The following is a 22,089-nucleotide window of genomic DNA, read 5'->3' as shown; positions in this document are numbered from 1 at the left end:
GGCTACTCTTGATCGTGGTGTAAGCGGTGTAGGGTCTCTTGATAAGTCATTAATAACTCTGGGCGCTGACTGTCGGGGATGTTTTGTCGATCCAATAAGTGCTTAAAGACGTCGTCTACGCTTAATTCCTCCAAGCTCTCTAAGGTATCCGTTGCCTGTAAATGGACCACTTGTCGTTGCTGATTGTTAAACTTTAAAATTTCAATTTGGGAGTCTTTGATTTGCTCTGTCAGTACGGCTCGTAAATTACTCTGTAACTCATCGCTTTGGTAGCTTACTTCCAACCAAATGGACTCATTTTGCCGTTTTAATTCCTCAATTGCCGACTGTAGGCTTTTTAAATCACCGCGAATTCTGTGTAGGCGCTGAAAGGTGGGGACCTCCACTGCAGTAACCTCGGCTTGGTGTTCTTGATTAAAATCCACCACCAAGACCTGCTTGCTGCGCTCACATTCATCAAAACACATGGGCAAGGGGCTGCCGCTATAGCGTATATGATTTAGACCGCCCACCTTTTGGGGCTGATGGATATGTCCTAAGGCCACATAATTAAAATCAGGGCTAAATAAATCGCTTTTTAACTGACCTAAGGTACCCACATATAAATCACGTACCCCATCTCCCTCGGATGTAAGACCGCCCGTCATAAATAAATGACCAGTGGCTACCATGGGCACCTGATGCTTATCTGCTAGCTTTTTGGCATGGTGGGCGACCTCCTCATAATGTTGATGATAAGCTGCCACCACTTGCTGATCCTTATCGCTTAGGCTGGCTAGGGATTCATAACGACGTATGTCCCTATCACTTAAAAAGGGTACCGCAGCCAATACTAAGCCCACCTCACCTTGATGATTATCGAGCAACAGCACCTCATCTCGAATATCGTCACAGGCCTGACCGACGACATGCACATTGAGATTCTTAAGAATGGCGCCGGGCGCATTTAAAAAACTCGCTGAATCATGATTGCCACCAATCACCACAATATGGCGGCAACAGCTTTTAGCGGCAGCGGCAGCTAAGAAGTTGTAATATTGATCCTGCGCAGTAACACTGGGCGTGGTGGTATCGAAAATATCACCGGCGATGATCAGGACCTCGATCTGCTGTTGTTCAATGCATTGCAGCATCCAGTTAAGTAGTTGTGAAAACTCTGCAGAGCGTCTTTTGCCTAGCAATGAGCGACCTAGATGCCAATCTGATGTATGTAAAATGCGCATAGTTTAACTGCTGATGCTTGGTGAGTGCGATTAAAGCATTTATATTAGAGCATTAACTTTAAAATGCAAGTAAAAGGGCTATGATTAGCCATCATCAGTAATATGAAGCGAGGAAGAACATGAATCAATCCATGGCGGAGCAGACCGCTAAAAACGCCGAATTAGCAACTAAATTACAGGCATTGCACCAACAGCCTAGTTTGATGATAGCGAGTTTGAATGCAGATGGTTCGCCACTTATCAGCTATGCGCCTTTTTATGAGAGAGATGGCGTGTTTTATGTTTTTGTCAGTCTGTTGGCTGAGCACACGCCGAATTTACTGGAGCGACCTCAAGCGTCGGTGATGTTGTTGCGAGACGAGGCGACTACGACGAATCATTTTGTGCGTGAGCGGGTGCGTTATGAGGTGGTGTGTCGTCCAGTTGCCCGCGAGGAAGCAGTGTATGAATCCATATTGCAGGGATTAGAGCAAAAGCAGGGTAGGATTGTCGCTTTACTTAAATCATTGGCAGATTTTTATTTAATTGCCTTAGAGCCCACCGTGGGCAATTTAGTGGTGGGTGCGGGCGCAGCTTATCGTTTTAAAGCAGGGGAGTCGGCGTTTGAGCAGGTGCGTGGCCGATAATCGGATAAAATAGCTGCAAAGGAGATGTGTTATGAAGAAAGTATTATTTATCGCACTTGGTATCACAGCGCTGAGCGCTTGCGTACAGGCCCCGATTTATCCGCCGATGACGGAGTCGGAGATGGTGGCCGCCACTTGCCGTGACTTGTGGAAGGATTCCGAACGACTTAATCGTGAAATTAATAATATACGCTATAAGTATCAAGCTGATGTGCCGACGGGGCGTGATGCGGAGGTGTTAGAAGCGGCACAGACGCGTTTAAATCAAGTGCGTGAATTAAGTGTACAAAAGATGTGCACTTTTGGTTAGACCTAAATACGATAGGACTTTTATGATCAGTAAATTTAACTTGATGGCTTTGTTGGTGGCGACCATGGCCTTATCTGCTTGCGCTAGTTCTGAGGAGGAGCGTGCAGCAAGTGATAACTGCGCTGTTTCTAATCATCGCATTATTCAGAGTAATGCGCAGGTTGGTCCCGGTCCTGGAAATTTTTTAAATCGTCATCGCCAGGATAGCGTGGCAGACCGCGAACGAGAGCGTGCTCGCCGCCTAAAATGCGGTCAGTATTAAGCTATTTGGTGCCGGCAAGTACTTGCTCAACCCCTTTGTTAGCAAGGGCGTCGGCCCGTTCATTACCCATATCACCGCTGTGCCCTTTAACCCAATGCCATTGTATTTGATGGCGTTCACACTGCGCCAGGAGCTGCAACCATAGATCCTTGTTTTGTACAGGTTTGTTATTAGCCGTTTTCCAGCCTCTTTTGATCCAAGCCGGCAGCCATTCATTTAGTCCTTTTTTTACGTATTGCGAGTCAACATAAAGTTCAAGCGACCAAGGTTGTTTGAAGAACTCCAAGGCTTTAATCACCGCCATCATCTCCATGCGATTGTTGGTCGTCTGCAATTCACCTCCGAATAACTCCATTTCTCTACCAGCGTGTGCGGGGTCTTTGTACTTCATATAGATGCCCCAACCGCCAGGGCCGGGATTGCCTTTGCAGGCGCCATCGGTCCAGATTTGCACAATGGCTTGTTTTGACATAATGACCTCGTTTAAAACTTGTTCTTGGTTGCTACTATCGCTGGCTTGAGTGCCTTTTTTGGTTTTTTGAAGTTGACTGCGCCCACTAAGTTTGGATTGGCATGACGCTTAATAGCGGATACATAGAATACTGCACCGGCTAAGGGCCACCAACGGTTACCCGCTTTGTTCATAAAAGCAAACTTGCTTAACCAACGGCTACTCATTAAGGCGGGTTCATAGCAAGCTAATTGGCCCCGATCAATTTCAAAGGACAGTAATTGTAGCCAATCCTTGGTCTTTTGTAGTGAAATTTGCTGTTTATTAGGCACAGGCAGGTAGGGAAAACGCGAGAATCGGTTGCGTAGCCCCCAAAGACTGTAAGGATTAAAGCCAAAAATTAATAAGCGCCCTTCATGTAGCAGTATTCGCTCAACCTCGCGTAACAGCTGATGTGGCTGGGCATAGCAGTCTAAGGTAAAGGGCAGGATCACCAGATCCACCGATTCGTTCTCATAGTTTAAGTGCAGCTGATTAGCATCCTCAGGGCTTTTGTTAGCGCTATCGCTTGGTGGAATATCTTTGCGTTGGTAGTAAATAGCCTCAAGTTCATTCTGGTAGGGCAGATCCTCAGTGCTTATAGACTCCTCATCTGTATCAGTCGGTGCCGGATTGCGATGGTTTAAATCATCTTGGGTTAGAATAACCTTGGTTCGAATGCGGTTTTTACGCATCAGGTCGTAGTCCGGCAAGCCTAGTTGCAAGGCACTATAGCCGAATACATTGGCTAGTAAGTCATCAGCCTTGGCTTCCATCCAGTCGGCGACTAATTGACCCATGGGGGTGCTTAGCCACTCATCAAGCGAGATTTGGTGGAGATTACGGTTCTGCACATTCGTCTTCAAAATTAAGCTATCAGGAGGGGAGCTATGAATAACATCGAGATTTATCCAATACCCGCATTTAATGATAATTATATATGGATTATGCGCCAAGGGGATACGGCAGCAGTGGTGGACCCAGGTCAAGCGGCACCGGTGCTGCGTGAGTTGGAGTCCAAGGGCTTAACGCTAAAGGCGATTTTGATTACCCATCACCATGATGACCATACCGGTGGGGTGCGAGCATTAGTCGATAAATATGGAGCGGATGTTTATGGTCCGGCCTTTGAAAGTCGGCCCATACCCGCACTGAGTCATGAGCTAAAGGAGGGCGATCGCGTTCAAATAAAGGGCATCGATACGGAGCTGCAGGTACTCGAGGTGCCGGGCCATACCCTAGGACATATTGCTTATACAGGCACCATCAATGCACAGCAGCCGGTGCTATTCTGTGGCGACACTTTATTTTCCTGTGGTTGTGGCAGAATATTTGAAGGAGATTCTAGATTAATGCTGCAAAGTATTGATAAATTTATCAATTTGCCGCAAAATACTAGTATATATTGTGCCCATGAATATACTCTGAGTAATATTGATTGGGCCTTACAGGTTGAGCCTGCCAATCAGGCCTTATTGGCTTGGCAGCGGCGGGCTCGTGAGCTTAGAGCACAGGATTTACCCACCTTACCGACCACGATTGCGGAGGAGAGGGCGACGAATCCCTTTATGCGCGTGCGTGAGCAGTCCGTGATTGCGGCGGCCGAGTCCTATGCCGGCACGACCTTAGATGGGCCTGCGGCGGTTTTTGGCACCTTACGTGAGTGGAAAAATCATTCATAGCTTATTTAGCTCGTGTAGTGATAGATGATTTTTTTGAGTTGATGCGCTCGTAAAGCAGTTTTTTTGCTTTATAATGCATAGCAATTTTTTGATTCATCTCTTAGATCAAATTTAAAAAGCAAGGTCTTCTGATTATGAGATTATTAGTTTACGCTTTGTTAGCAACGACTGCGATTATCAGTGGTTGCTCGTCTACGGGCGGAAACCTCAAGAGTAATACAGCAGCTACTTCCAAACACTATAACAACGTATGGGATAGGATTCGCGCCGGTTACGCAATGCCTGATCTGAGAGACAGTCGGGTAGATTATTGGGTTAACTACTACACAAAGCGCCCTGGCTCGGTGCAAACCATGGCCAATCGCTCGGCGAAGTATATTTACTATGTCACTACCGAGCTACAAAAGCGTGGTATGCCGACCGAATTGGCGCTCTTGCCATTTGTCGAGAGTGCGTATAACACCACGGCACTGTCGCGGGTCAAGGCATCCGGTTTGTGGCAGTTTATGCCAGCCACCGGTACTGATTTTAATTTGACACAAAATTGGTGGCGTGACGATCGCCGTGATCCGGTGAGTTCAACGCAAGCGGCCATTAATTACTTGGCTTATTTATATAATTTCCAGGGTAATGACTGGCATTTAGCCTTAGCTTCTTATAACTGGGGGCAGGGCTCGGTCAAGCGGGCCCGCGATCGTAATGCAGCTCAGGGTCGAGGTACAGATTATCTCTCGCTTAACATGCCACAAGAAACGCGTGACTATGTACCTAAGTTGATGGCGTTTAAGCGTATTATTAGTCAGCCTGCGAAGTACGGCATCACCTTGCCGCACGTGCCAGATCAGCCTTACTTTGAAGAGGTCAATAAGACTGTTGATATTGACATTGAAGTAGCCGCTAAGCTAGCCGGTATGTCCTTGAGTGAGTTCAAGGAGATGAATCCACAATTCCATCGGCCGGTGATTTTAGCTGAGCATGGTCAACGTATTCTGATTCCCAAGGCCAATGTCGCTTCTTATAAAAAGAACCTAGCGAATTACAAGGGTAATTTGGCCTCTTATTCAGGTTATACACCTAGATCGGGTGAGGCTTTGGCCGATATTGCACAGCGTTTAGGCGTGGATTTAGCCTTATTAAAGCAATTAAATGGTTACACGGCTAAGCAAACCGTTGCTATCAATAGCCGCACCTTGATGGTGCCTCGGGGTAGTGGTATTTCACCTAGCGCTTCGCCCTCAGGTATTCGTGCTACGCCGCCAGCGCCTGTGCAACAGCCTATGCCTGCTGCCAGTGCTGGTCCTGATATGATGCTAGCTTTAATTGAGCGCACTCGATTGCCGGCCTCCGCAGTTAATCCTCCGCCAGCAGCGACGCCTGCTTTAGCGCAACAGCGCGTACCAGCACCTGCGCCTGCCGCACGTCCTGCATCAACGACACCACGAGCGACTTCGGCAGCATTGGTGGCTAGCAATTCGAGCCCCGCGTCAGCTAGTGGCACGGTGGATCCATTAGCCGATTTAATTCGTGCCGATGGTTCTATGGCGACTGCGGTGCCAGCGCTTGCGGCTAATCGTCCGCAGGCTACATCTTCAAGCAGTGCAGCGAGTGTCACTACCACTGCTGCCCTTAGTGAACAGCCGACAGCGATGCTGCCTAATGTTGGTGCTAATCAATCTCTGGCGGCGAGAGCAGCCTCCACTGTTCAGCGTAGCGGTCCAGTGGCTCAGCGTGTGAGTTGGGGTAGTGAACCGACAAGTAGTGCACCAAGAGTGCGTACGGCTGCTTACCAGCCGCCAGCTGTGCCAGCGGCGCCTACGGTTGCACGTAATCCAGCTAGCCACCGTGTGGCTAAGGGTGAGACGCTGTATTCATTAGCCCGTCAATACCACACCACGGTTAATGACTTAGCTGCACTTAATAACATCACCGTGGATGGTTTAAAAGCGGGTATGGTCTTAAGACTACCAAACTCGGGTGCTGAGGGTTAGTCTTAGCTAGCGCCAATAAATTTACTTGCCTAAGCCCTAGTCGGGTTTAGGCATTCCTTATTTGTAAAAAGCAGTTATAATTAATTGATTGTAAATAACGAAAAAATTACGGGAAAATTCATGGGTTTTTTAGCGAATAAACGAATTGTATTGACCGGTTTGATTTCAAATCGTTCGATTGCCTACGGTATTGCCAAAGCGTGTCATGAACAGGGTGCTGAATTAGCATTTACCTATGTTGGAGAGCGTTTTGAGGGTCGGGTCAAGGAATTTGCTGAGGAGTTTGGCAGCAATATCGTGGTGCCCTGTGATGTTTCTTCCGATGAAAGCATTACGAACTGTGTTAAGGCGATCGGCGAGCATTGGGCTGATGGGATTGATGGTGTGGTGCACTCTATCGGTTTTGCCCCACGGGAGTCAATTGCTGGTAATTTTTTAGATGGCTATAACCGTGAAAACTTCCGTTCCGCACATGATATTTCCGCTTATAGTTTTGCGGCCTTGGCCAAGGAGTTTTTACCTTTAGTTGAAAAGCGTCAGGGTAACTTTCTCACCCTAACCTACCTAGGTGCTGAGCGTGCGATCACCCATTACAATATGATGGGTTTAGCTAAGGCATCGCTAGAGGCAAGTGTGCGCTATTTAGCGAAAGCCGTCGGTGAAAAGGGTATCCGTGTTAATGGTATCTCTGCAGGTCCGATTAAAACCTTAGCCGCTGCCGGGATTAAGGACTTTAACTATATCTTTAATTTTGTTGAGCAGCACGCACCGCTTAAGCGCGGTGTCAATATTGACGACGTGGGCAAGTCCGCTGCTTTCCTCTTGTCTGATTTAGCCTCCGGCATCACTGGTGAAATTCTCCACGTGGATGCCGGCTTTAACGCTGTGGTGTCCGGTCTTTAATTGCATGTTTAGGGTCTAGCTAGCGTATTTGCCTAGACCCTTTTTATTTTGTAGCGGTATAGAGATGCGTCAAATCGTTTTGGATACGGAAACCACGGGCATGGATGCTCACCAGGGTGACCGTATCATTGAAATCGGTTGTATTGAGTTAGTTAATCGTGAGCCGACTGGGAATAATCTACATTTATACTTCAATCCCGAGCGCGAGTCGGATCCGGGTGCGTTGGCGGTGCATGGTTTAACCACTGAGTTTTTAAGCCAGTTTAATACATTCGAACAGCATGCGCAGGAGATTGCAGACTATCTGAGTGGGGCGGAGTTATTAATTCATAATGCAGCCTTTGACGTGGGCTTTTTAAATGCGGAATTTGCTCGCTATCAGATCCCAGCGCTTGAGGAGATTGCTGCCAAAATTACTGACACTTTAGCCTTGGCGCGCGCTAAGTTTCCCGGTCAGCGTAATAGCTTGGATGCACTTTGTGATCGCTTAGGCGTTTCTAATGAGCATCGAGTATTGCATGGTGCATTACTGGATGCGGAGCTGCTTGCTGATGTCTGGTTAGCCATGACACGTGAGCAGTTCGGCTTACTTGATTCCTTGCAGGACGACCCGCAAGTATCAACACCGACTGAGGTGGTGGCCGCTAGCGCTTTAATCGGCACTTTCAATCTGCCGGTGATTAGCGCCGATGCCGCGGAACTGGCCGAGCATGCTGCCTATGTGGAGGTGCTGGACAAAGCAGTCGATGGTGAGTCGCTGTGGCATCGCTGTAAGTAGCTGAGCCGTCGCAGGTATTGCTCAATCTGCTTGCGCTAATCATGCAGCTTATGGGCATCATCATGATTTAGTCGTAGCGGTATTTAAATGAGCTTAATATAATTTTTTAGCACAAAAAATACTTTAATTATTTCTTTAATTCATAATGAAGATGTTTATAATAAGAGTATAAACTTATTTTTTAAGGCAAATTGTTTATGAGTCAAACATCCTTTACACAGCTTAACGAGGACTATGCTGTAGCTCCTCAATTGACCCCGGATGAGGTGCGTGCTGCCGCTCAGCAGGGTTTTAAATCCTTATTGATTAATCGCCCTGATGGTGAGGGTGGGCCCGAGCAGCCTACCTCGCAGGAGATGATTAGCTTGGCAGAGAGTTTGGGCATGACAGCGGTTTATTTGCCTATTATCAGCGGCGGACCGACCGAGGCTGATATCGAGGAGTTTGCAATAGTGATTGAAACATTGCCTAAGCCTGTGTTAGCCTACTGTCGTAGCGGCAACCGTAGTGCAACCACTTATGCCTTGGCAGCAGCTAGAGAATCTTAACAAGGAGATATTTTATGTATAAAAAGATTTTATTACCCATTGACGGTTCAGATATTTCTTCTCAAACAGCAAATTCCGGTATTTCATTTGCTCGTCAAATCGGTGCGGAAATCGTTGTATTAAACGTGACTCAGCCATTTTCCACTTTAGTCGGTTTTGACGGTGTGGCTGCATCTTATGCTATTTCTGACGCGGATTATGAAGAGGCTGCACGTAAGGAAGCTGAGGAGTACTTACAGCCTGTGATGGATCGTGCTGCAACTGCCGGTGTCAAAGCAACTTCTGCGATTGTTTCTAACTACAATGTCGCTGACGGTGTGGTTGAGGCGGCTAAAGAGCATGGTTGTGATTTAATTTACATCGCTACCCACGGTCGTAGCGGCTTATCTCGCTTACTTTTAGGTAGCGTGACCACTAAAGTGATTCAGTTGGCGCCGGTATCTGTACTTGTGTACCGTTTAGAGGGTTCTAACGAGTAATTGCGTTTTGAACATCTCAAAATAAAACCCATGATTTTGTATCATGGGTTTTTCTATGCGCACGATATTCGTGCATTGCATGGTTTTACAGTCTATTTAAGCACTATATAAACCTAAGCGTTTAAACAGTTCCTGATCCTTTTCTCTTTGCGGATTGGCGGTGGTAAGCAGGCAATCCCCGTAGAAAATCGAGTTGGCCCCGGCCATAAAGCAAAGTGCTTGAGTACCGTCATCCATTTGCTCACGCCCTGCGGAGAGTCGCACTTTGGATTGTGGCATTAAAATACGCGCAATGGCAATGGTGCGAATAAACTCAAAGGGATCCAGGTCCTCTTCATCGGCTAATGGCGTACCGGCTACCTTGACGAGATGGTTGATAGGCACGGATTGGGGTGGTGGATTCATATTTGCCAACTCAGCCAGTAAACCGGCGCGTTCACGACGTGATTCGCCTAAGCCTACAATACCACCACAGCAAACATTAATTCCGGCATTACGCACCCGTTCAAGCGTGTCCAGACGATCCTGATAGGTACGGGTGGTGATGATGCTGCCATAGAACTCCGGCGCAGTATCGATATTATGGTTATAGTAATCAAGGCCGGCTTCTTTAAGCTGCTCGGCTTGACCGTCTTTGAGCATGCCGAGGGTCACGCAGGTCTCCATACCGAGGGCTTTGACCTGGCGCACCATTTCGCTCACTACTTCGATTTGGTATTGCTTAGGGCCGCGCCAAGCGGCACCCATACAAAAACGTGATGCGCCTTGCTCCTTAGCGGTTTTAGCGGCTTTAACCACCTCCTCAACGGCCATCAGCTTTTCTTTTTCAACATCGGTATTGTAGCGCGATGATTGAGGGCAATAGCTGCAATCCTCCGGGCAACCGCCGGTTTTAATTGATAGCAGCGTCGATAACTGCACCTCACCGACTTTATGAAACTGACGGTGTACGCTTTGGGCTTGGAACAGTAGTTCCATAAAAGGTAATTCAAACAGCTCAATGACCTGATTCACGGTCCATTTTTGAGTTTGCAGCTCGGCAATCGTAGCAGTGCGCGATAAAGTAATAGTATCCATGTATGTCTCCAATTAAACTGCTAATGATATTATTACCTTATAGCAAACTTTACAAATGCTTTTGTTGTGATTTTGCTGTTAGTTAAGTGAAGTTAGCAGAAGATAGCGAGATCTCAAAATTTTTTTAAAAGCGCGGTTTTAGCAGTTGATTTTTACCCTTTTTTCAGTGTAATTTGATGAAAATGCATTTATATCGGAGTTTTTATGCAAAAAGAAACGGTGACCTTAATCGGCTCTACACCCGGTACTTCTTATCAGCTGACAGCCTTGCATTTCGGTCCTGATAATGGCAAAAAAGTTTATATGCAAGCCAGTATCCATGGCGATGAATTACCCGGTTCTTTGGTGGCGTATTATTTACATCAAGCCTTACTGAAATTGGAACAGGAAGATCGTTTAGACGCACGTATTGTTTTAGTACCTTTCTGTAATCCAATCGGTTTAGGGCAGATGCTGAATTATCAGCATATCGGTCGTTTTCATTTTGCCGGCGCACAAAATTTTAATCGTTTAATCAAGCCCCATTTTGATCTTTTCCCAAAACTGATAGATGTGATTGAGCGTGAGGGTATTGTTTGGTCTGAGAGCGCCGCTGATAATACCAAGCTGCTACGTCGTTATTTAAAGCAAATGATTGACGATATAGCGGTGATTACCGCCACGGACTCAATGCATAAGACTTTATTATCTTGGGCTTGTGATGCGGATATTGTATTGGATTTACATTGTGATAATCACGCCGTTTTACATATGTATGGCTGCCCCGAGTCTTGGCATCGACTGGAGCCCTTAGCGCGTTATTTGGGTAGTGAGTGTCAATTACTGTCTGAGGATTCGGGAAGTAATTCTTTTGATGAGGTGTTGTACTCAATCTGGCCGCGTTTACGTAACCACTTCCCTGAGGTGCCGTTGGAATTGGCTTGTATCGGTAGTACTGTCGAGTTTAGAGGGGAGTATGAGCTGTCTCATGACTTAGCCTCTAAAGATGCAGAAGCGATTATACAGTACTTAAATCATCAGTCTTATTTACGTTTGCCGGAGGAGCGTTGTCTCGACTTGCCGGCTATGGTGCGTGAACCGCATCCGCTCGGCGGTCTTTGCTATATCGATGCACCGACTTCAGGTATTGCCGTCTATCTGGTGCAGCCCGGTGATTGGGTAGAGGCGGGCCAAGCCATTGTGGATATTGTTGATCCTATTAGTCTGGCTAAAACCACCGTAAGAAGTCCTGCTGATGGGGTGGTTTTTGCGCATAGTGGTCAGCGACTTGCCCGACCGGAGCGTAAGCTTATGAGCATTTCCAGTCCGGTAGAGCAGGGTAATTCCGGGCTATCGCCTTAGTAGCGTCGCTTAGTGTGTTGCGCGTGCCGTTGCTTTTTTATAGGCTCTGTAGCTACTACCGGTAAAGATAATAACCGCTATCCAAACCAGTACATAGGCCACAAAGCGCATACCGTCAAAGGGCTCTTTGAAAATTAACAGACCGATAAGAAATTGCATGGTCGGATTAATGTAGAGCAAGATACCCAAGGTATTGAGACGGATCCTTTTAGCGGCGGCACCGAAAAACAGCAGAGGAAAGCCGGTGATAAAGCCGGTGCCGATAATTAATAAAATGATATTTATCGGTAAATCTGAAAAGTGGAATTCCCCGATGCTATTTAAATAGATTAAATAGCTCAGCGCAAATGGCAGCAAAAACAGCGTTTCGATCGCAAATCCCGGAATCAGAGGTAGTACTGCCTGCTTACGCAATAAGCTGTATAAGCTCCATGAACCACTGATAATTAAGGCAATCCATGGGATATGTCCGGCCAGTATCTATAACCATAGCACACCGGCTAAAGCAAGTACCACGGCAAAACTTTGGGCTCGGTTAATTCTTTCACCGATAAAGATTCTGGCCAAGGCGATACTCATAAGGGGCGACATAAAATAGCCTAGACTCGCCTCTATCACGCGATTGATGGATACTCCGTAAATATAGGATAACCAATTAAGGCCTAAAGCCATTGAGGCCAAAAAGATAAATGCCACCATTTTGGGCTGCTTAAATAGCGCTACCAAGTCCTTTTGCTGTCTGCTGATAAAAAGCAATAACACCGCAACAACCGAAGCCCACAGCACGCGATGCCCCATTAATTGAGCAGCGGATAAGCCTTGATTGGAAAGTAGCGACCAATAAATTGGAAAGAGCCCCCAAGTGCAGTAGCACATCAGGGCATAAAGAACCCCGCGCCGTGTTTCACGGCGCTGTGTGAAGGGATCGGACGGGGGCTGTGCAAATGAGGCTTTAGACATAGCGACACCGATTAGCACTCAAGAAGCCAGTGTTGTAACGCAGCAATGGTTTTAATATCCTCAATCTCTTTATTGCGTAGTGCCTGCAACGCTTCTTCTCGCGTGTACAGTACGGTATCGACCACCTCGCCCTCATCGGGCTTAAGCTCACTATTCATTTTAAGACCATAGGCGCGATATAAGTACATATATTCATCACAAAAGCCCGGTGCGGTGTAAAAATTGTGAATCAGTTCAAGTCTGCTGGCCGTATAAGGTGTTTCTTCAGCCAGTTCACGCGCAGCTGTTTGCTCCGCAGTCTCTGACGCATCGCCGTCCATCTTGCCCGCCGGTACTTCCAACAAAGGCTTATCCGTCGGATAACGGAACTGGCGCACTAAAACGACTTTATCCTCATCCGTTACCGCCAATATCGCCACACAGGGGCAATGACGGACAACTTCACGTGTCGTTTGCTGACCGTTTGCTAAGGCGATGGTGTCAACATAAACCTGAATGATTTGACCATCGTAAATTTCCTTACTGCTGACTTTAGATTCTTGAAGGTGAGCAAATTCTGACATTATTGGATCCTGGTGAAAAAATAATTAGCTTAATTGCGAACTTTGCTTTTTTTGGCAACGGTATACTGTCTATAGGAGCTGAAACAAAACACAATAACCGCCAACCATACTAAAAGGTAGCCGAAAAAGCGAGTAATATCAAAGGCTTCATGCAAAATAAATAAGCCGATTAAAAACTGGATGGTTGGTGATATATACTGCAAAATGCTGATTGTGCCTAAACTGCTTCGTTTCACCGCAGCGGCAAAAAGCAGTAGTGGCAAGCCCGTGACCACACCGGTAGTCATTATAATGCCTAATTGCAGTGGCGATAAGCTGCTGAAAACGAGCGTTTGCTGTTCATGCAGCCACCACAAATAGACTAAGGCAAAGGGCAGCATGAGCAGTGTTTCAAGGGCAAAGCCCGGCACCACGGGCAGACTGGCTTTTTTTCTTAAAAGGCTATAAATACCCCAAGTGCTACTCAATACCAAAGCAATCCACGGAATATCACCGCTTAATATCGCCAACCATAATACGCCCAGAGCGGCCAGTATCAAAGCCAGGAACTGGCTACTGTTAATACGTTCACCGATAAAGACTCGGGCTAAAAAGATACTGAATAAGGGCGACATAAAATAGCCTAAACTGGTATCTAATACACGATTAATCGAGACGCCGTAGATATAGCTGAGCCAATTAAAGGACAAAATAAAGGAGGACAGCGCAAAGAGTAGCAAGACTTTAGCATTAGTGACTGCGCTCAGTAGTGTTTTTGTTTGTCTGAATAGCAATACCAGAATAATGGCAAAGACCGATGACCATACGATCCGTTGGGCCAGAATTTGATCGGCACTTAGACCAAAGCTTCCGATGACTCCCCAATAGAGCGGGAAGCTACCCCAGAAAAGATAGCAGCTCAGTGCCAGAGTGATCCCTAGTTGCGTATCTAAAATTAGGGAATGACTCGATTTTTTATGCATTTTAGATAAATATTAAAGAATAGGGGAAAGTAGTCGTGCTGAAGCCTGTATCAACCGTTCGTATAAAGGCAGCTTGATGAGCTTAACCTCTTCGGAGTGTGCTAAGCAATGATAAAACTCCTCGCTTAGACTCTGATTAATTTGCTCACCATAGCTGACCACAGATAGCTCAAAGTTCAAATAAAAGCTTCGGTAATCAAAGTTGGTACTGCCTATAAAGCTGATATCATCATCGACAATCAATGTTTTGGTATGCAGCATACGAGGCATATAAGTATATACCTTAATACCACAGTTAATCAGATCTTTATACCAAGATTGTGCCGCTTTACCGACAATATAGGTATCGGTTTTTTTGGGTACTAAAACCCTCACGTCTACACCTCTGAGAGCAGCTGAAGTCAGTGCAAAAAGTGCTGATTGATCCGGTACCAAATAGGGGGTGGTGAGATAAATACGATTCTGAGCTTGGTGCATGGCTTCAACCATCACACGTAGAATAGGGGCTAAATCACTGTCCGGTCCTGAGGGGATAAGTTGCATGGATAGTGGTGGTACTTTAATCTCATCGCTGATGATTTGTACCTGTTCATTACTTTTTTTCAGTCGCTGGTCACTTTTTTCTTTAAGAAAGTGAATCAGATTCTCATCACCGCGATTAGCGTAGTACCAATCCTCTACAAAAACGGTCTGAAACCAATCCACGATGGGCCCCTCAAAGCGCATATGCACATCATGATAGGCCTCGGGATCAATGCGTAAATCCTGTGTATCAGAGATATTAACGCCACCGGCAAAAGCAATTCTACCGTCACAAATGACGATTTTCCGGTGATTTCTGAAATTAATCAGCGAGGAGGAGCTACCGAGACCGAGCCGATGGAAATAGTTTAAATGACCGCCGAGCTTTTCAAATTCCCTCATAAAGCGGCGACTTAAGCGCAGTGAGCCCATACCGTCAACCAGTAAAAAGACCTTTAGGCCCTCTTGAATTTTTTTAATAAGTAAATTGCGTAATGCAGTACCGGTTTGATCGGGGCTGTAAATATAGTATTCGAGTAGTACATAGTCTTTAGCCTCTTCAATGGCTTTGAAAATAGCTTTATAAGTTGCCTCACCACCGGAATAAATTTCATAATCGGTGGTATAGGTGGGTGGCATATTGGTGGTTTCTCGAATCAGATTGACGATGGGGGCGAATTTATCGTCCAGTGCAGTAAATTCAAGCTTGTCAGCCCATATTTTTTGTTGACGTCTGACAAATAGTCGTTTTTGGTGGCGATTCATTCTTTGCTTTTCGATTTTGCGCGGCCCGAAAAAATGATAGATCAATAAGCCGGCAAAGGGGATAAAGCTAAGTGATAGAATCCAAGCGATGGAAGAAATGGGATTGCGCTGTTGTAATAGAATAGTGCAGACTAAAAGCACCAGATACAAGACCCAAAATGCAAGCAGCACGCTCTGCCAATGTTCAAAAAACCATTCGATCATAACGCCAATTGTGAAGAAGGTTGAGGCTTTAGCTATGATAAGGCATTTAGTAAAACTTAGTGCTGATTCCCGTAAAAGAAATAATTAGAAACATGTTTGCCTGCGAAAACTATCGAATTAAATTGACATCAAGCTGACTCAAAATTTCACGACATAAGTAAAAACTTTGATATATCAATTGGTTATAAGAAAGTCAGATTTATTGATTAGCTCAACTTCGGATAATGGCTTAATCTATTTTTTCAAGCATTGATTATGTTTGAAAAATATATGGATGTATAAGTTAAATATGACATATCTATATATTTAATTATAAATTTAAAATAAATATTCGAGAGTTGAGGATAGACAATGAAATTCAAAAAACTATATCAAGGCGCTTTGCTTTTTGCTGTATGCTCGGCAACTGCCGTTGCCGGAGACTTCAAAGTCACTTTATTAGGCACCGGTGTGCCGAATCCCAGAATAGAGCGCTTTAGTCAAAGTACCTTAATCGAGGCCGGTTCACAAAAATTGATTTTTGATATCGGTCGAGGTACGGCAGTTAGACTTTGGCAGGCCAAAGTTCCTATGGGTAAGATTGATGCGCACTTTATTACGCACTTTCACTCGGATCATACGAGTGGGATTCCGGATTTATGGTTAACCGGTTGGTTACGTCCACAATACGGTCAAAGAACACAAGCCTTTAAAATTTATGGCCCTCAGGGCGTAAAAAAATTGATGGACGGCTTACAAATGGCCTACGAGGATGATATAAAAATCAGACTTGAAGACGAGAAAAATCCGCCTGAAGGCATTGCTGTTGAAGCTTATGAGTTTGAAACGCCGACACCCGGCAATCCTGTCGTCGTCTATGAGAAAGACGGCGTTAAAGTAACGAGCTTTGAAGTCGATCATGGTGATGTCATTAAACCGTCCTTGGGTTATCGCATTGATTACGATGGCAGAAGCGTGGTTATTTCAGGCGACACTCGATTTAATGAAGAGGTGATCACTCAATCTAAAGGGGTGGATTTGTTGATTCATGAGGTTGCGGCTATTAAACCTGAGCTGTTAAAGCAGTCTGATGCGTTTCAGAGAATTTTTGCCCATCATGTCTCTCCGGAACAGGCAGGTGAGGTGTTTGAACGTGCTAAGCCTAAGCTTGCGGTATATAGCCATATTGCTCGATACGACAGCAAAGAAATCTCAGCGCCGACCGATGAGGACATTATTAACGAAACGCGTAGTACTTACGAAGGACCGTTAGTCGTGGGTACAGATTTAATGCAGTTTGATATCGGTACCAAGGGTATCTCAATCAGTATAGCGAATAAATAATGATTAGCATTTTTAAGTGTAAAGTGGATTAAATCATCAGAGCTTCAATCCCTGTTATTGAAGCTCTGCCGTTTAAAAGTCACTAGTAAATCAGTTCCGGCCCCAGTGGTACCACACCGCTGGGATTCAGTTGTTTATGGCTGCCATAGTAGTGATGCTTGATATGGTGCATATTGACAGTATTGGCAATTTTTGGGTTAAGCATCATGTGCTCCACAAATCGATGCAGATTCGGGTAGTCTTGGATGCGCTTTTTATTACACTTAAAGTGACCGAAGTAGACCGAATCAAAGCGGATAAGTGTAGTAAAGAGTCGAATATCTGCTTCGGTTAATTGATTACCGATTAAAAATTCCTGCGCTTCCAGTTCTTCATTTAAAAAATCCAAGGTCTCAAATAAAGGCACAAAAGCCTCTTCATAGGCAGTTTGAGTCGTTGCAAAACCGCATTTATATACACCGTTATTAAGAGTGTGATAGACGCGTTCATTAATCTCATCGATTTCGCCGCGCAGTGGGGTCGGATAAAAATCACCGGGTAAAGCGCCCAACTCATCAAAGGCTTCATTAAATATGCGGATAATTTCAGAGGATTCGTTATTGACGATTTTCTTTTCTTTTTTATCAAATAGCACAGGTACGGTGACTTTACCTGTCATATCGGGTTTAGCCAAACTGTAGATCTGATGTAGATATTCGGCATTTATGACCGGATCGGGAATAACACCTTCTCCCTCTTGGAAACCCCAGCTTTGATCCCCCATATGCCAATGCACCACTGATAGGCTAATCATATCCTCTAAACCTTTAAGCGCTCGAACAATCAAGGTGCGATGAGCCCAAGGACAGGCCAAGCTGACATAGAGATGATAACGCCCTTTTTCGGCAGGATAGGCCTTTTGACCATCAGGGCCCGGGCTGCCATCAGCCGTAATCCAATCTCTAAAGAAAGAATCTGGACGTACAAACTTACCGTCTTCTTTATTTTTGATCAGATCATCGACTTGCCAAGTGCCGTTAACTAAAATACCCATGATTGTTCCTTGAAAAATATTATGCGATAGCTTAGTTATAGCAAATATTGTTGATGCTGAGGAGGGGTATTTATCGAATAGTTTGTTTCAGTAAATGAAATAATAGCTTTAAAATAAAAACGTATGAGCTTCTTGTAGAGCGGCTCATACGTTTATACGGAGATATGTCAATTATTAAGCGTTTACAGCAAACCGACTGTTAGTACCGGGAAAATGACTAATAAACACACAATAATTGAAACGGTGATTAAAAACGGCATCATGGCCCCGAAAAGCTTACCCGGTTTTATGCCGGTCAGTGAGGATGCTACAAATAGACCCGTTCCTACAGGGGGCGTTAAGAGTCCAAGCACCAAAACGATACAAACAATAACACCGAAATGATAGGTGTCGATACCGTAGTTTTGGGTAGCAATCGGCAGCAAAATAGGTACGACCAGAATTAATGCGGCGATACCGTCTAAAACCGTCCCTAAAGCCATGAGTAAAAGGGTGACTAGGAATAAAAATACAATTGGATTAGTGGTTGTGCCGGTAATCCATTGTGCAACCTTGTCAGGGATCTGTTCAAAAGTAATTGTCCACCCGAAAACTCCGGCCGCAGCCACTAAAAAAACTACCATTGCCGTGCTGATAACAGTTCGTTCCAATAGCTTGGTCAGCGAAGATAGGCGCAGTTCTTTATAAACAAAAATCCCTACCAATAGAGCAATCAGGCAGGCAATACCGGCAGATTCAGTCGGTGTCGTAAAGCCCAATAAAATGCCTAAAATAATAACCACCGGAATAGCTAAGGCCGGTAAGGCGCGAACAATCGCTTTAAGCGCTTCTTCTTTATTTAACCATTGTCCCTTAGGGTATGGATTTTTTAAGCCCAAGAAGAAAATAGCGAGTAATAACCCGGTACCCAATAAAGTACCCGGAATAATACCGGAAATAAACATATCACCGATTGAGACTTGGGCCAGTACCCCGAAGATCACAAACATCATTGAAGGTGGGATAATCGCTCCTAAAATTCCGCTCACCGCTGTCAAAGAAGTAGCAAAGGTTTTGTTATAACCGTCTTTCTCCATTTCCGGGACAATGGCTTGAGCCATGATGGCAATTTGAGCAACGGCAGAGCCTAAAATTGCAGCCATCATCATATTAGCTAAGAGATTAATATATGCCAGTCCTCCACGCACACCGCCAAAAAATACCCGGGCAAATTGGATTAAGCGCTTGGTGAGACCACCCTCATTCATTAGTTCACCGACAAAAATAAAGAGCGGTATTGCCAATAAACCGTAGTTATCTATGGAGTTAAACAGCTGCGAGCCGAAGGACTCAAACAGTACTGCGTTATCGGAGCTCCAGATATAGTAAATAGCTGTAAAAGCCAGTACTAAGCCGATTGGTACGGCTAATGCCATTAGTACAGCAAAAATTAAAAAGATCATGATCTAGGCTCCTTTTGAGCTTCACGTTTTGCGTAATTGCCGCAAGGTGTGGTTAAAATATTGGCTAAGGAATGTATAAAACAAGAAAAACCAAAGTAGGGGATAATTAACCACACTAGGTATTTAGGAATTCCTAAGGTGTTTGTAGTGTCTTGATAAATAAAATTCATTGTTTGCATACTGAATTCTTGCAAGTTAAAGCCTGTCTCAATCAGTACATCGGGTCTATACCAAATCCAACAAAAATACAGTAAAAACAATGAGAAAATTAAAATACTCCAGTCATAAGCGACCTCAAAGTATCGCTTAACCTTGTCAGAGGTGAAATCCTTGACGATGGTGACAGCTATTGCCTGGCGCTTTTGCATAAGTACGGCAGTACCTAAAAAGACTGCCCACACCATGAAAAAAATAGCGGCTTCGTCAATCCAAAAAATTGCCATGTTTGCCGCGCGAGTGAATACATTGATCACAATGAGGGCAGTGACGATGGCAACTAGAATTCCGGCTATCCTCAACTCAGCTTTAGCTAAGATTGAGGAGAGGCATTTAAGGAATTTCATAGATGCTCTCCTCAGGTGTATCTTATTGTTTGATTTGCTCAGAAACAGCTCGTAGGTCTTTTAACAATGGGCTTTGTTTTGACCATTTTTCCTCCCACTGAGCAGTCACTTTTTCAAAGAACTCAGGGCCTACCTCTTTCACCGGTTTGCCGGTGGCCTTAAGTGCATCAGTCCATTCACGTTCTTTTGCACTATAAAGAGCGCCGGTTTCTTGAAGACGTTTGCTCATTAGCTCTTGAATGTTTTTCTTGTCTTCATCACTGAGTGTGTTCCAAACGCGTGCCGAGACTACCCCTACAACCGGCCAAATCATATGGTTGGAAAGTACGGTGGTCTCAGCGATATCATAAAGTTTAAGTCCGACAATAATTTCCAAATCCATATCGGTACCGTCAGCCTGTTTATTGCTCATGGCATCATAAACAGCAGATAAAGGTAGAGAAACCGGCGCTGCACCGATTGCTCGATAAAAGTCCTGTAACGGTGCTTGAGGGGTAATGCGTAATTTTTTACCACGTAAATCATTAATGTTCTCGACCGGATTAACGCTGGAAATCTGTCTTAAACCACCTGTACCGTAGCCGATACCAACCACACCGGTTTTTTGTACTAAATTATCAAGCAGTTTTTGAGCCGGTTCGGAAGCGAGCAACTCAGGGACTTGATCGACATTTTGCACTAAGAACGGAGCAAATAAAATGCCCATTTCCTGATGTCGGTTGGATAGCTCAGCGGCAGTAATAAAGGCCATATCTAAAGCACCTGTTTGTAGTTGCTGCAGCATGGAGGCTTCATTGCCGAGCTGACCGGCCGGGAAAATACTGACACTATGCTCACCATTTGAAGCTTTGGATAAATCCTCACCAAAGCGTTCGGCCGATTGAGCCCAAATATGGCTGGCAGGGGTGATTAAACCTAAGCGGAAGTTTTTAGCTTGAGCCGCTTGCGCAAGGCTTAATGAGCCGATAGTAATGGCTAATGCAGTGATTAGTTTTTTAATTTTCATGATGTCTTCCTCCAAGGGAAATTAGTTTAAGTTGAAAAAGCTTAGTGCGTTTTTATGAAGCATTTTCTGTTTTTGTTGTTCATTAAGATAGGGACTTTGCTCAATTAAGCTGCCAATCGGTTGCTCTCCGAGAGGGAATGGATAATCCGAGCCCATCATAATGTTGTCTTCACCCATGACTTTACAAAGTAAGGCTAAGGCATCTTGGTTAAATACCGCAGCGTCGGTATAAAGACGACTGGCATACTCTGAGGGTGGGCGAGGGCAGTCTTTGCGAACGATATCACGGTGTTTCCAAGCATTGTCGACGCGACCAAGGGTGTAGGCAAAGCTACCGCCACCATGGGCAAAACAAATTTTGGCTTTTTCTGGAATTCGCTCTAAGGCACCCGAAAGGATTAAACTCAGCATGCTTAATTGAGTTTCCGCAGGCATTGCAACCAGCCAAGGCAACATCCATTGCTGCATACGGTCAGGACCGCCCATCATGTCCCATGGGTGAATAAAGACAGGTATATCTTCTTCAGCACAATGGATTAGGAAATCAACTAAATCCGGATGATCTAAATCTTTATTACCAACGTGGTTACCGATTTGTACACCGACACAACCCAGCTGTTTTGCACGGCTTGCCTCTTCACAAGCCATTTGCAGATTCTGTAAAGGCACTTGAGAAAATGCTTTGAGACGTGACGGATGCTGTTGGCAAAACTTAACCGCTTCCTCGTTCATTTTTTGGCACCAATCATGGGCACGATGCTCGTCCCAGCTGTAGCCGAAAAGCACCGGTGTGATACATACAATCTGAGTATCAATACCTTCCTGATCTAACTCTTTGATACGAGCGTCGGGATCCCAGAGTGCGTTATATACCGGTCTGAACTCCTTGCCGTTAAGCATAATCATGCCTTTGCTCGGATCGTTGTCGTCTACTCTTAACCAAGCCGTACGTTCTGCATCAATGGATTCTGCAGTTTCCTGACTGATTAGAGGAAAAAAATGAGAGTGAATATCTATTTTCATGTCGTGGTGTAAATAA

25 protein-coding genes are annotated in these 22,089 nt (G+C 45.1%); 11 read left to right on the top strand and 14 right to left on the bottom strand.

The genetic code is table 11. The features are described 5' to 3' along the window. Nucleotides 1-2 precede the first annotated feature (2 nt). Nucleotides 3-1,223, bottom strand: a complete 1,221-nt coding sequence (locus A3GA_RS0107885; protein ID WP_018026854.1) for an exonuclease SbcCD subunit D C-terminal domain-containing protein — start codon at nucleotides 1,221-1,223, stop codon at nucleotides 3-5. 119 nt (nucleotides 1,224-1,342) lie between these two features. On the opposite strand from A3GA_RS0107885, the gene A3GA_RS0107880 reads away from it, so the two are divergent. Genes A3GA_RS0107880 through A3GA_RS0107870 form a run of 3 tightly spaced genes read left to right on the top strand, consistent with a single transcriptional unit; the run spans nucleotide 1,343 to nucleotide 2,421 of the window. Beyond that, nucleotides 1,343-1,849 (top strand): HugZ family pyridoxamine 5'-phosphate oxidase, encoded by a 507-nt coding sequence (locus A3GA_RS0107880; protein ID WP_018026853.1) that lies wholly within the window; start codon nucleotides 1,343-1,345, stop codon nucleotides 1,847-1,849. A 31-nt stretch (nucleotides 1,850-1,880) separates the two neighbouring features. Next, nucleotides 1,881-2,159 carry a hypothetical protein gene (locus A3GA_RS0107875; RefSeq protein WP_018026852.1) on the top strand — a complete coding sequence of 93 codons (279 nt, stop codon included), beginning with the start codon at nucleotides 1,881-1,883 and terminating at the stop codon, nucleotides 2,157-2,159. Nucleotides 2,160-2,181: 22 nt separating this feature from the next. Further along, nucleotides 2,182-2,421, top strand: coding sequence for a hypothetical protein (locus A3GA_RS0107870; RefSeq protein ID WP_018026851.1), 240 nt, complete (start codon nucleotides 2,182-2,184; stop codon nucleotides 2,419-2,421). 1 nt (nucleotide 2,422) lies between these two features. On the opposite strand, the gene rnhA is transcribed toward A3GA_RS0107870, so the two are convergent. Continuing rightward, nucleotides 2,423-2,893 carry a ribonuclease HI gene (gene rnhA, locus A3GA_RS0107865; RefSeq protein WP_018026850.1) on the bottom strand — a complete coding sequence of 157 codons (471 nt, stop codon included), beginning with the start codon at nucleotides 2,891-2,893 and terminating at the stop codon, nucleotides 2,423-2,425. 11 nt (nucleotides 2,894-2,904) lie between these two features. Further along, nucleotides 2,905-3,765: a class I SAM-dependent methyltransferase gene (locus tag A3GA_RS0107860; protein ID WP_040614172.1), complete on the bottom strand. Its 861-nt coding sequence runs from the start codon at nucleotides 3,763-3,765 to the stop codon at nucleotides 2,905-2,907. A gap of 36 nt (nucleotides 3,766-3,801) precedes the next feature. On the opposite strand from A3GA_RS0107860, the gene gloB reads away from it, so the two are divergent. The 6 genes from gloB (at nucleotide 3,802) to A3GA_RS0107830 (ending at nucleotide 9,289) form a co-directional block, all read left to right on the top strand. Next, the gene (gene gloB / locus A3GA_RS0107855; protein ID WP_018026848.1) at nucleotides 3,802-4,593 is read left to right on the top strand and encodes a hydroxyacylglutathione hydrolase; all 792 of its coding nucleotides are present in this window, start codon (nucleotides 3,802-3,804) and stop codon (nucleotides 4,591-4,593) included. 134 nt (nucleotides 4,594-4,727) lie between these two features. Beyond that, entirely contained in the window at nucleotides 4,728-6,581 is a 1,854-nt protein-coding gene (locus tag A3GA_RS0107850; RefSeq protein WP_040614171.1) for a lytic transglycosylase, read from the top strand. Between the two features lie 120 nt (nucleotides 6,582-6,701). Then, nucleotides 6,702-7,484 carry an SDR family oxidoreductase gene (locus A3GA_RS0107845; RefSeq protein ID WP_018026846.1) on the top strand — a complete coding sequence of 261 codons (783 nt, stop codon included), beginning with the start codon at nucleotides 6,702-6,704 and terminating at the stop codon, nucleotides 7,482-7,484. 64 nt (nucleotides 7,485-7,548) lie between these two features. Continuing rightward, nucleotides 7,549-8,262: a DNA polymerase III subunit epsilon gene (gene dnaQ, locus A3GA_RS0107840; RefSeq protein WP_018026845.1), complete on the top strand. Its 714-nt coding sequence runs from the start codon at nucleotides 7,549-7,551 to the stop codon at nucleotides 8,260-8,262. A 197-nt stretch (nucleotides 8,263-8,459) separates the two neighbouring features. Further along, the gene (locus A3GA_RS0107835) at nucleotides 8,460-8,810 is read left to right on the top strand and encodes a protein tyrosine phosphatase family protein (protein WP_018026844.1); all 351 of its coding nucleotides are present in this window, start codon (nucleotides 8,460-8,462) and stop codon (nucleotides 8,808-8,810) included. A 14-nt stretch (nucleotides 8,811-8,824) separates the two neighbouring features. Then, nucleotides 8,825-9,289, top strand: a complete 465-nt coding sequence (locus A3GA_RS0107830; RefSeq protein ID WP_018026843.1) for a universal stress protein — start codon at nucleotides 8,825-8,827, stop codon at nucleotides 9,287-9,289. 96 nt (nucleotides 9,290-9,385) lie between these two features. Here A3GA_RS0107830 and bioB read toward each other — a convergent pair whose 3' ends face one another. Then, entirely contained in the window at nucleotides 9,386-10,366 is a 981-nt protein-coding gene (gene bioB / locus A3GA_RS0107825; protein ID WP_018026842.1) for a biotin synthase BioB, read from the bottom strand. Between the two features lie 204 nt (nucleotides 10,367-10,570). On the opposite strand from bioB, the gene A3GA_RS0107820 reads away from it, so the two are divergent. Beyond that, a complete protein-coding gene (locus A3GA_RS0107820) occupies nucleotides 10,571-11,707 on the top strand; it encodes a succinylglutamate desuccinylase/aspartoacylase family protein (protein ID WP_018026841.1) in 1,137 nt (378 codons plus the stop codon). Nucleotides 11,708-11,716: 9 nt separating this feature from the next. On the opposite strand, the gene A3GA_RS12405 is transcribed toward A3GA_RS0107820, so the two are convergent. From A3GA_RS12405 to cls, 5 genes are all read right to left on the bottom strand, one after another. After that, a complete protein-coding gene (locus A3GA_RS12405) occupies nucleotides 11,717-12,121 on the bottom strand; it encodes an EamA family transporter (protein WP_018026840.1) in 405 nt (134 codons plus the stop codon). Nucleotides 12,122-12,187: 66 nt separating this feature from the next. Further along, nucleotides 12,188-12,667: an EamA family transporter gene (locus A3GA_RS12400; protein WP_018026839.1), complete on the bottom strand. Its 480-nt coding sequence runs from the start codon at nucleotides 12,665-12,667 to the stop codon at nucleotides 12,188-12,190. Nucleotides 12,668-12,678: 11 nt separating this feature from the next. Next, the gene (locus tag A3GA_RS0107810) at nucleotides 12,679-13,230 is read right to left on the bottom strand and encodes an NUDIX hydrolase (RefSeq protein WP_018026838.1); all 552 of its coding nucleotides are present in this window, start codon (nucleotides 13,228-13,230) and stop codon (nucleotides 12,679-12,681) included. 29 nt (nucleotides 13,231-13,259) lie between these two features. Beyond that, entirely contained in the window at nucleotides 13,260-14,192 is a 933-nt protein-coding gene (gene rarD, locus A3GA_RS0107805; RefSeq protein WP_018026837.1) for an EamA family transporter RarD, read from the bottom strand. Between the two features lie 12 nt (nucleotides 14,193-14,204). Then, the gene (gene cls, locus A3GA_RS0107800; RefSeq protein WP_018026836.1) at nucleotides 14,205-15,683 is read right to left on the bottom strand and encodes a cardiolipin synthase; all 1,479 of its coding nucleotides are present in this window, start codon (nucleotides 15,681-15,683) and stop codon (nucleotides 14,205-14,207) included. A gap of 351 nt (nucleotides 15,684-16,034) precedes the next feature. Between cls and A3GA_RS0107795 the strand changes: the two genes are divergently transcribed. Further along, nucleotides 16,035-17,006 (top strand): MBL fold metallo-hydrolase, encoded by a 972-nt coding sequence (locus tag A3GA_RS0107795; RefSeq protein ID WP_018026835.1) that lies wholly within the window; start codon nucleotides 16,035-16,037, stop codon nucleotides 17,004-17,006. Nucleotides 17,007-17,088: 82 nt separating this feature from the next. Here the strand turns inward: A3GA_RS0107795 and A3GA_RS0107790 are convergent, their stop codons facing one another. From A3GA_RS0107790 to A3GA_RS0107770, 5 genes are all read right to left on the bottom strand, one after another. Further along, on the bottom strand, nucleotides 17,089-18,039 hold the full coding sequence (locus tag A3GA_RS0107790; RefSeq protein WP_018026834.1) for a glutathione S-transferase family protein: 951 nt from the start codon (nucleotides 18,037-18,039) through the stop codon (nucleotides 17,089-17,091). A gap of 182 nt (nucleotides 18,040-18,221) precedes the next feature. Then, nucleotides 18,222-19,481: a TRAP transporter large permease gene (locus tag A3GA_RS0107785; protein ID WP_018026833.1), complete on the bottom strand. Its 1,260-nt coding sequence runs from the start codon at nucleotides 19,479-19,481 to the stop codon at nucleotides 18,222-18,224. Beyond that, on the bottom strand, nucleotides 19,478-20,044 hold the full coding sequence (locus tag A3GA_RS11490; RefSeq protein ID WP_018026832.1) for a TRAP transporter small permease: 567 nt from the start codon (nucleotides 20,042-20,044) through the stop codon (nucleotides 19,478-19,480). The genes A3GA_RS0107785 and A3GA_RS11490 overlap by 4 nt, the downstream gene beginning before the upstream one ends. A gap of 22 nt (nucleotides 20,045-20,066) precedes the next feature. Then, a complete protein-coding gene (locus A3GA_RS0107775) occupies nucleotides 20,067-21,050 on the bottom strand; it encodes a TRAP transporter substrate-binding protein (protein ID WP_018026831.1) in 984 nt (327 codons plus the stop codon). Between the two features lie 21 nt (nucleotides 21,051-21,071). Then, entirely contained in the window at nucleotides 21,072-22,073 is a 1,002-nt protein-coding gene (locus tag A3GA_RS0107770; protein WP_026156882.1) for an amidohydrolase family protein, read from the bottom strand. Between the last annotated feature and the right edge of the window lie 16 nt (nucleotides 22,074-22,089).

The sequence above is a fragment of the Oligella urethralis DSM 7531 genome (genome assembly GCF_000372065.1).
In the GTDB taxonomy this organism is placed as follows: Bacteria; Pseudomonadota; Gammaproteobacteria; order Burkholderiales; family Burkholderiaceae_B; genus Oligella; species Oligella urethralis.
Note: the sequence above shows the minus strand (reverse complement) of the source record. Positions and strands in the feature narration are given on the sequence as shown.

Coding starts and splice junctions, on each gene's coding strand:
- gloB (WP_018026848.1), top strand. CDS start 3,802: ATGAATAACATCGAGATTTATCCAATACCCGCATTTAATGATAATTAT.
- A3GA_RS0107880 (WP_018026853.1), top strand. CDS start 1,343: ATGAATCAATCCATGGCGGAGCAGACCGCTAAAAACGCCGAATTAGCA.
- A3GA_RS0107820 (WP_018026841.1), top strand. CDS start 10,571: ATGCAAAAAGAAACGGTGACCTTAATCGGCTCTACACCCGGTACTTCT.
- A3GA_RS0107870 (WP_018026851.1), top strand. CDS start 2,182: ATGATCAGTAAATTTAACTTGATGGCTTTGTTGGTGGCGACCATGGCC.
- A3GA_RS0107845 (WP_018026846.1), top strand. CDS start 6,702: ATGGGTTTTTTAGCGAATAAACGAATTGTATTGACCGGTTTGATTTCA.
- A3GA_RS0107830 (WP_018026843.1), top strand. CDS start 8,825: ATGTATAAAAAGATTTTATTACCCATTGACGGTTCAGATATTTCTTCT.
- A3GA_RS0107835 (WP_018026844.1), top strand. CDS start 8,460: ATGAGTCAAACATCCTTTACACAGCTTAACGAGGACTATGCTGTAGCT.
- A3GA_RS0107770 (WP_026156882.1), bottom strand. CDS start 22,073: ATGAAAATAGATATTCACTCTCATTTTTTTCCTCTAATCAGTCAGGAA.
- A3GA_RS11490 (WP_018026832.1), bottom strand. CDS start 20,044: ATGAAATTCCTTAAATGCCTCTCCTCAATCTTAGCTAAAGCTGAGTTG.
- dnaQ (WP_018026845.1), top strand. CDS start 7,549: ATGCGTCAAATCGTTTTGGATACGGAAACCACGGGCATGGATGCTCAC.
- cls (WP_018026836.1), bottom strand. CDS start 15,683: ATGATCGAATGGTTTTTTGAACATTGGCAGAGCGTGCTGCTTGCATTT.
- A3GA_RS0107790 (WP_018026834.1), bottom strand. CDS start 18,039: ATGGGTATTTTAGTTAACGGCACTTGGCAAGTCGATGATCTGATCAAA.
- A3GA_RS0107785 (WP_018026833.1), bottom strand. CDS start 19,481: ATGATCTTTTTAATTTTTGCTGTACTAATGGCATTAGCCGTACCAATC.
- A3GA_RS0107885 (WP_018026854.1), bottom strand. CDS start 1,223: ATGCGCATTTTACATACATCAGATTGGCATCTAGGTCGCTCATTGCTA.
- A3GA_RS0107775 (WP_018026831.1), bottom strand. CDS start 21,050: ATGAAAATTAAAAAACTAATCACTGCATTAGCCATTACTATCGGCTCA.
- A3GA_RS0107875 (WP_018026852.1), top strand. CDS start 1,881: ATGAAGAAAGTATTATTTATCGCACTTGGTATCACAGCGCTGAGCGCT.
- A3GA_RS12400 (WP_018026839.1), bottom strand. CDS start 12,667: ATGTCTAAAGCCTCATTTGCACAGCCCCCGTCCGATCCCTTCACACAG.
- A3GA_RS0107795 (WP_018026835.1), top strand. CDS start 16,035: ATGAAATTCAAAAAACTATATCAAGGCGCTTTGCTTTTTGCTGTATGC.
- rnhA (WP_018026850.1), bottom strand. CDS start 2,893: ATGTCAAAACAAGCCATTGTGCAAATCTGGACCGATGGCGCCTGCAAA.
- rarD (WP_018026837.1), bottom strand. CDS start 14,192: ATGCATAAAAAATCGAGTCATTCCCTAATTTTAGATACGCAACTAGGG.
- A3GA_RS0107810 (WP_018026838.1), bottom strand. CDS start 13,230: ATGTCAGAATTTGCTCACCTTCAAGAATCTAAAGTCAGCAGTAAGGAA.
- bioB (WP_018026842.1), bottom strand. CDS start 10,366: ATGGATACTATTACTTTATCGCGCACTGCTACGATTGCCGAGCTGCAA.
- A3GA_RS0107850 (WP_040614171.1), top strand. CDS start 4,728: ATGAGATTATTAGTTTACGCTTTGTTAGCAACGACTGCGATTATCAGT.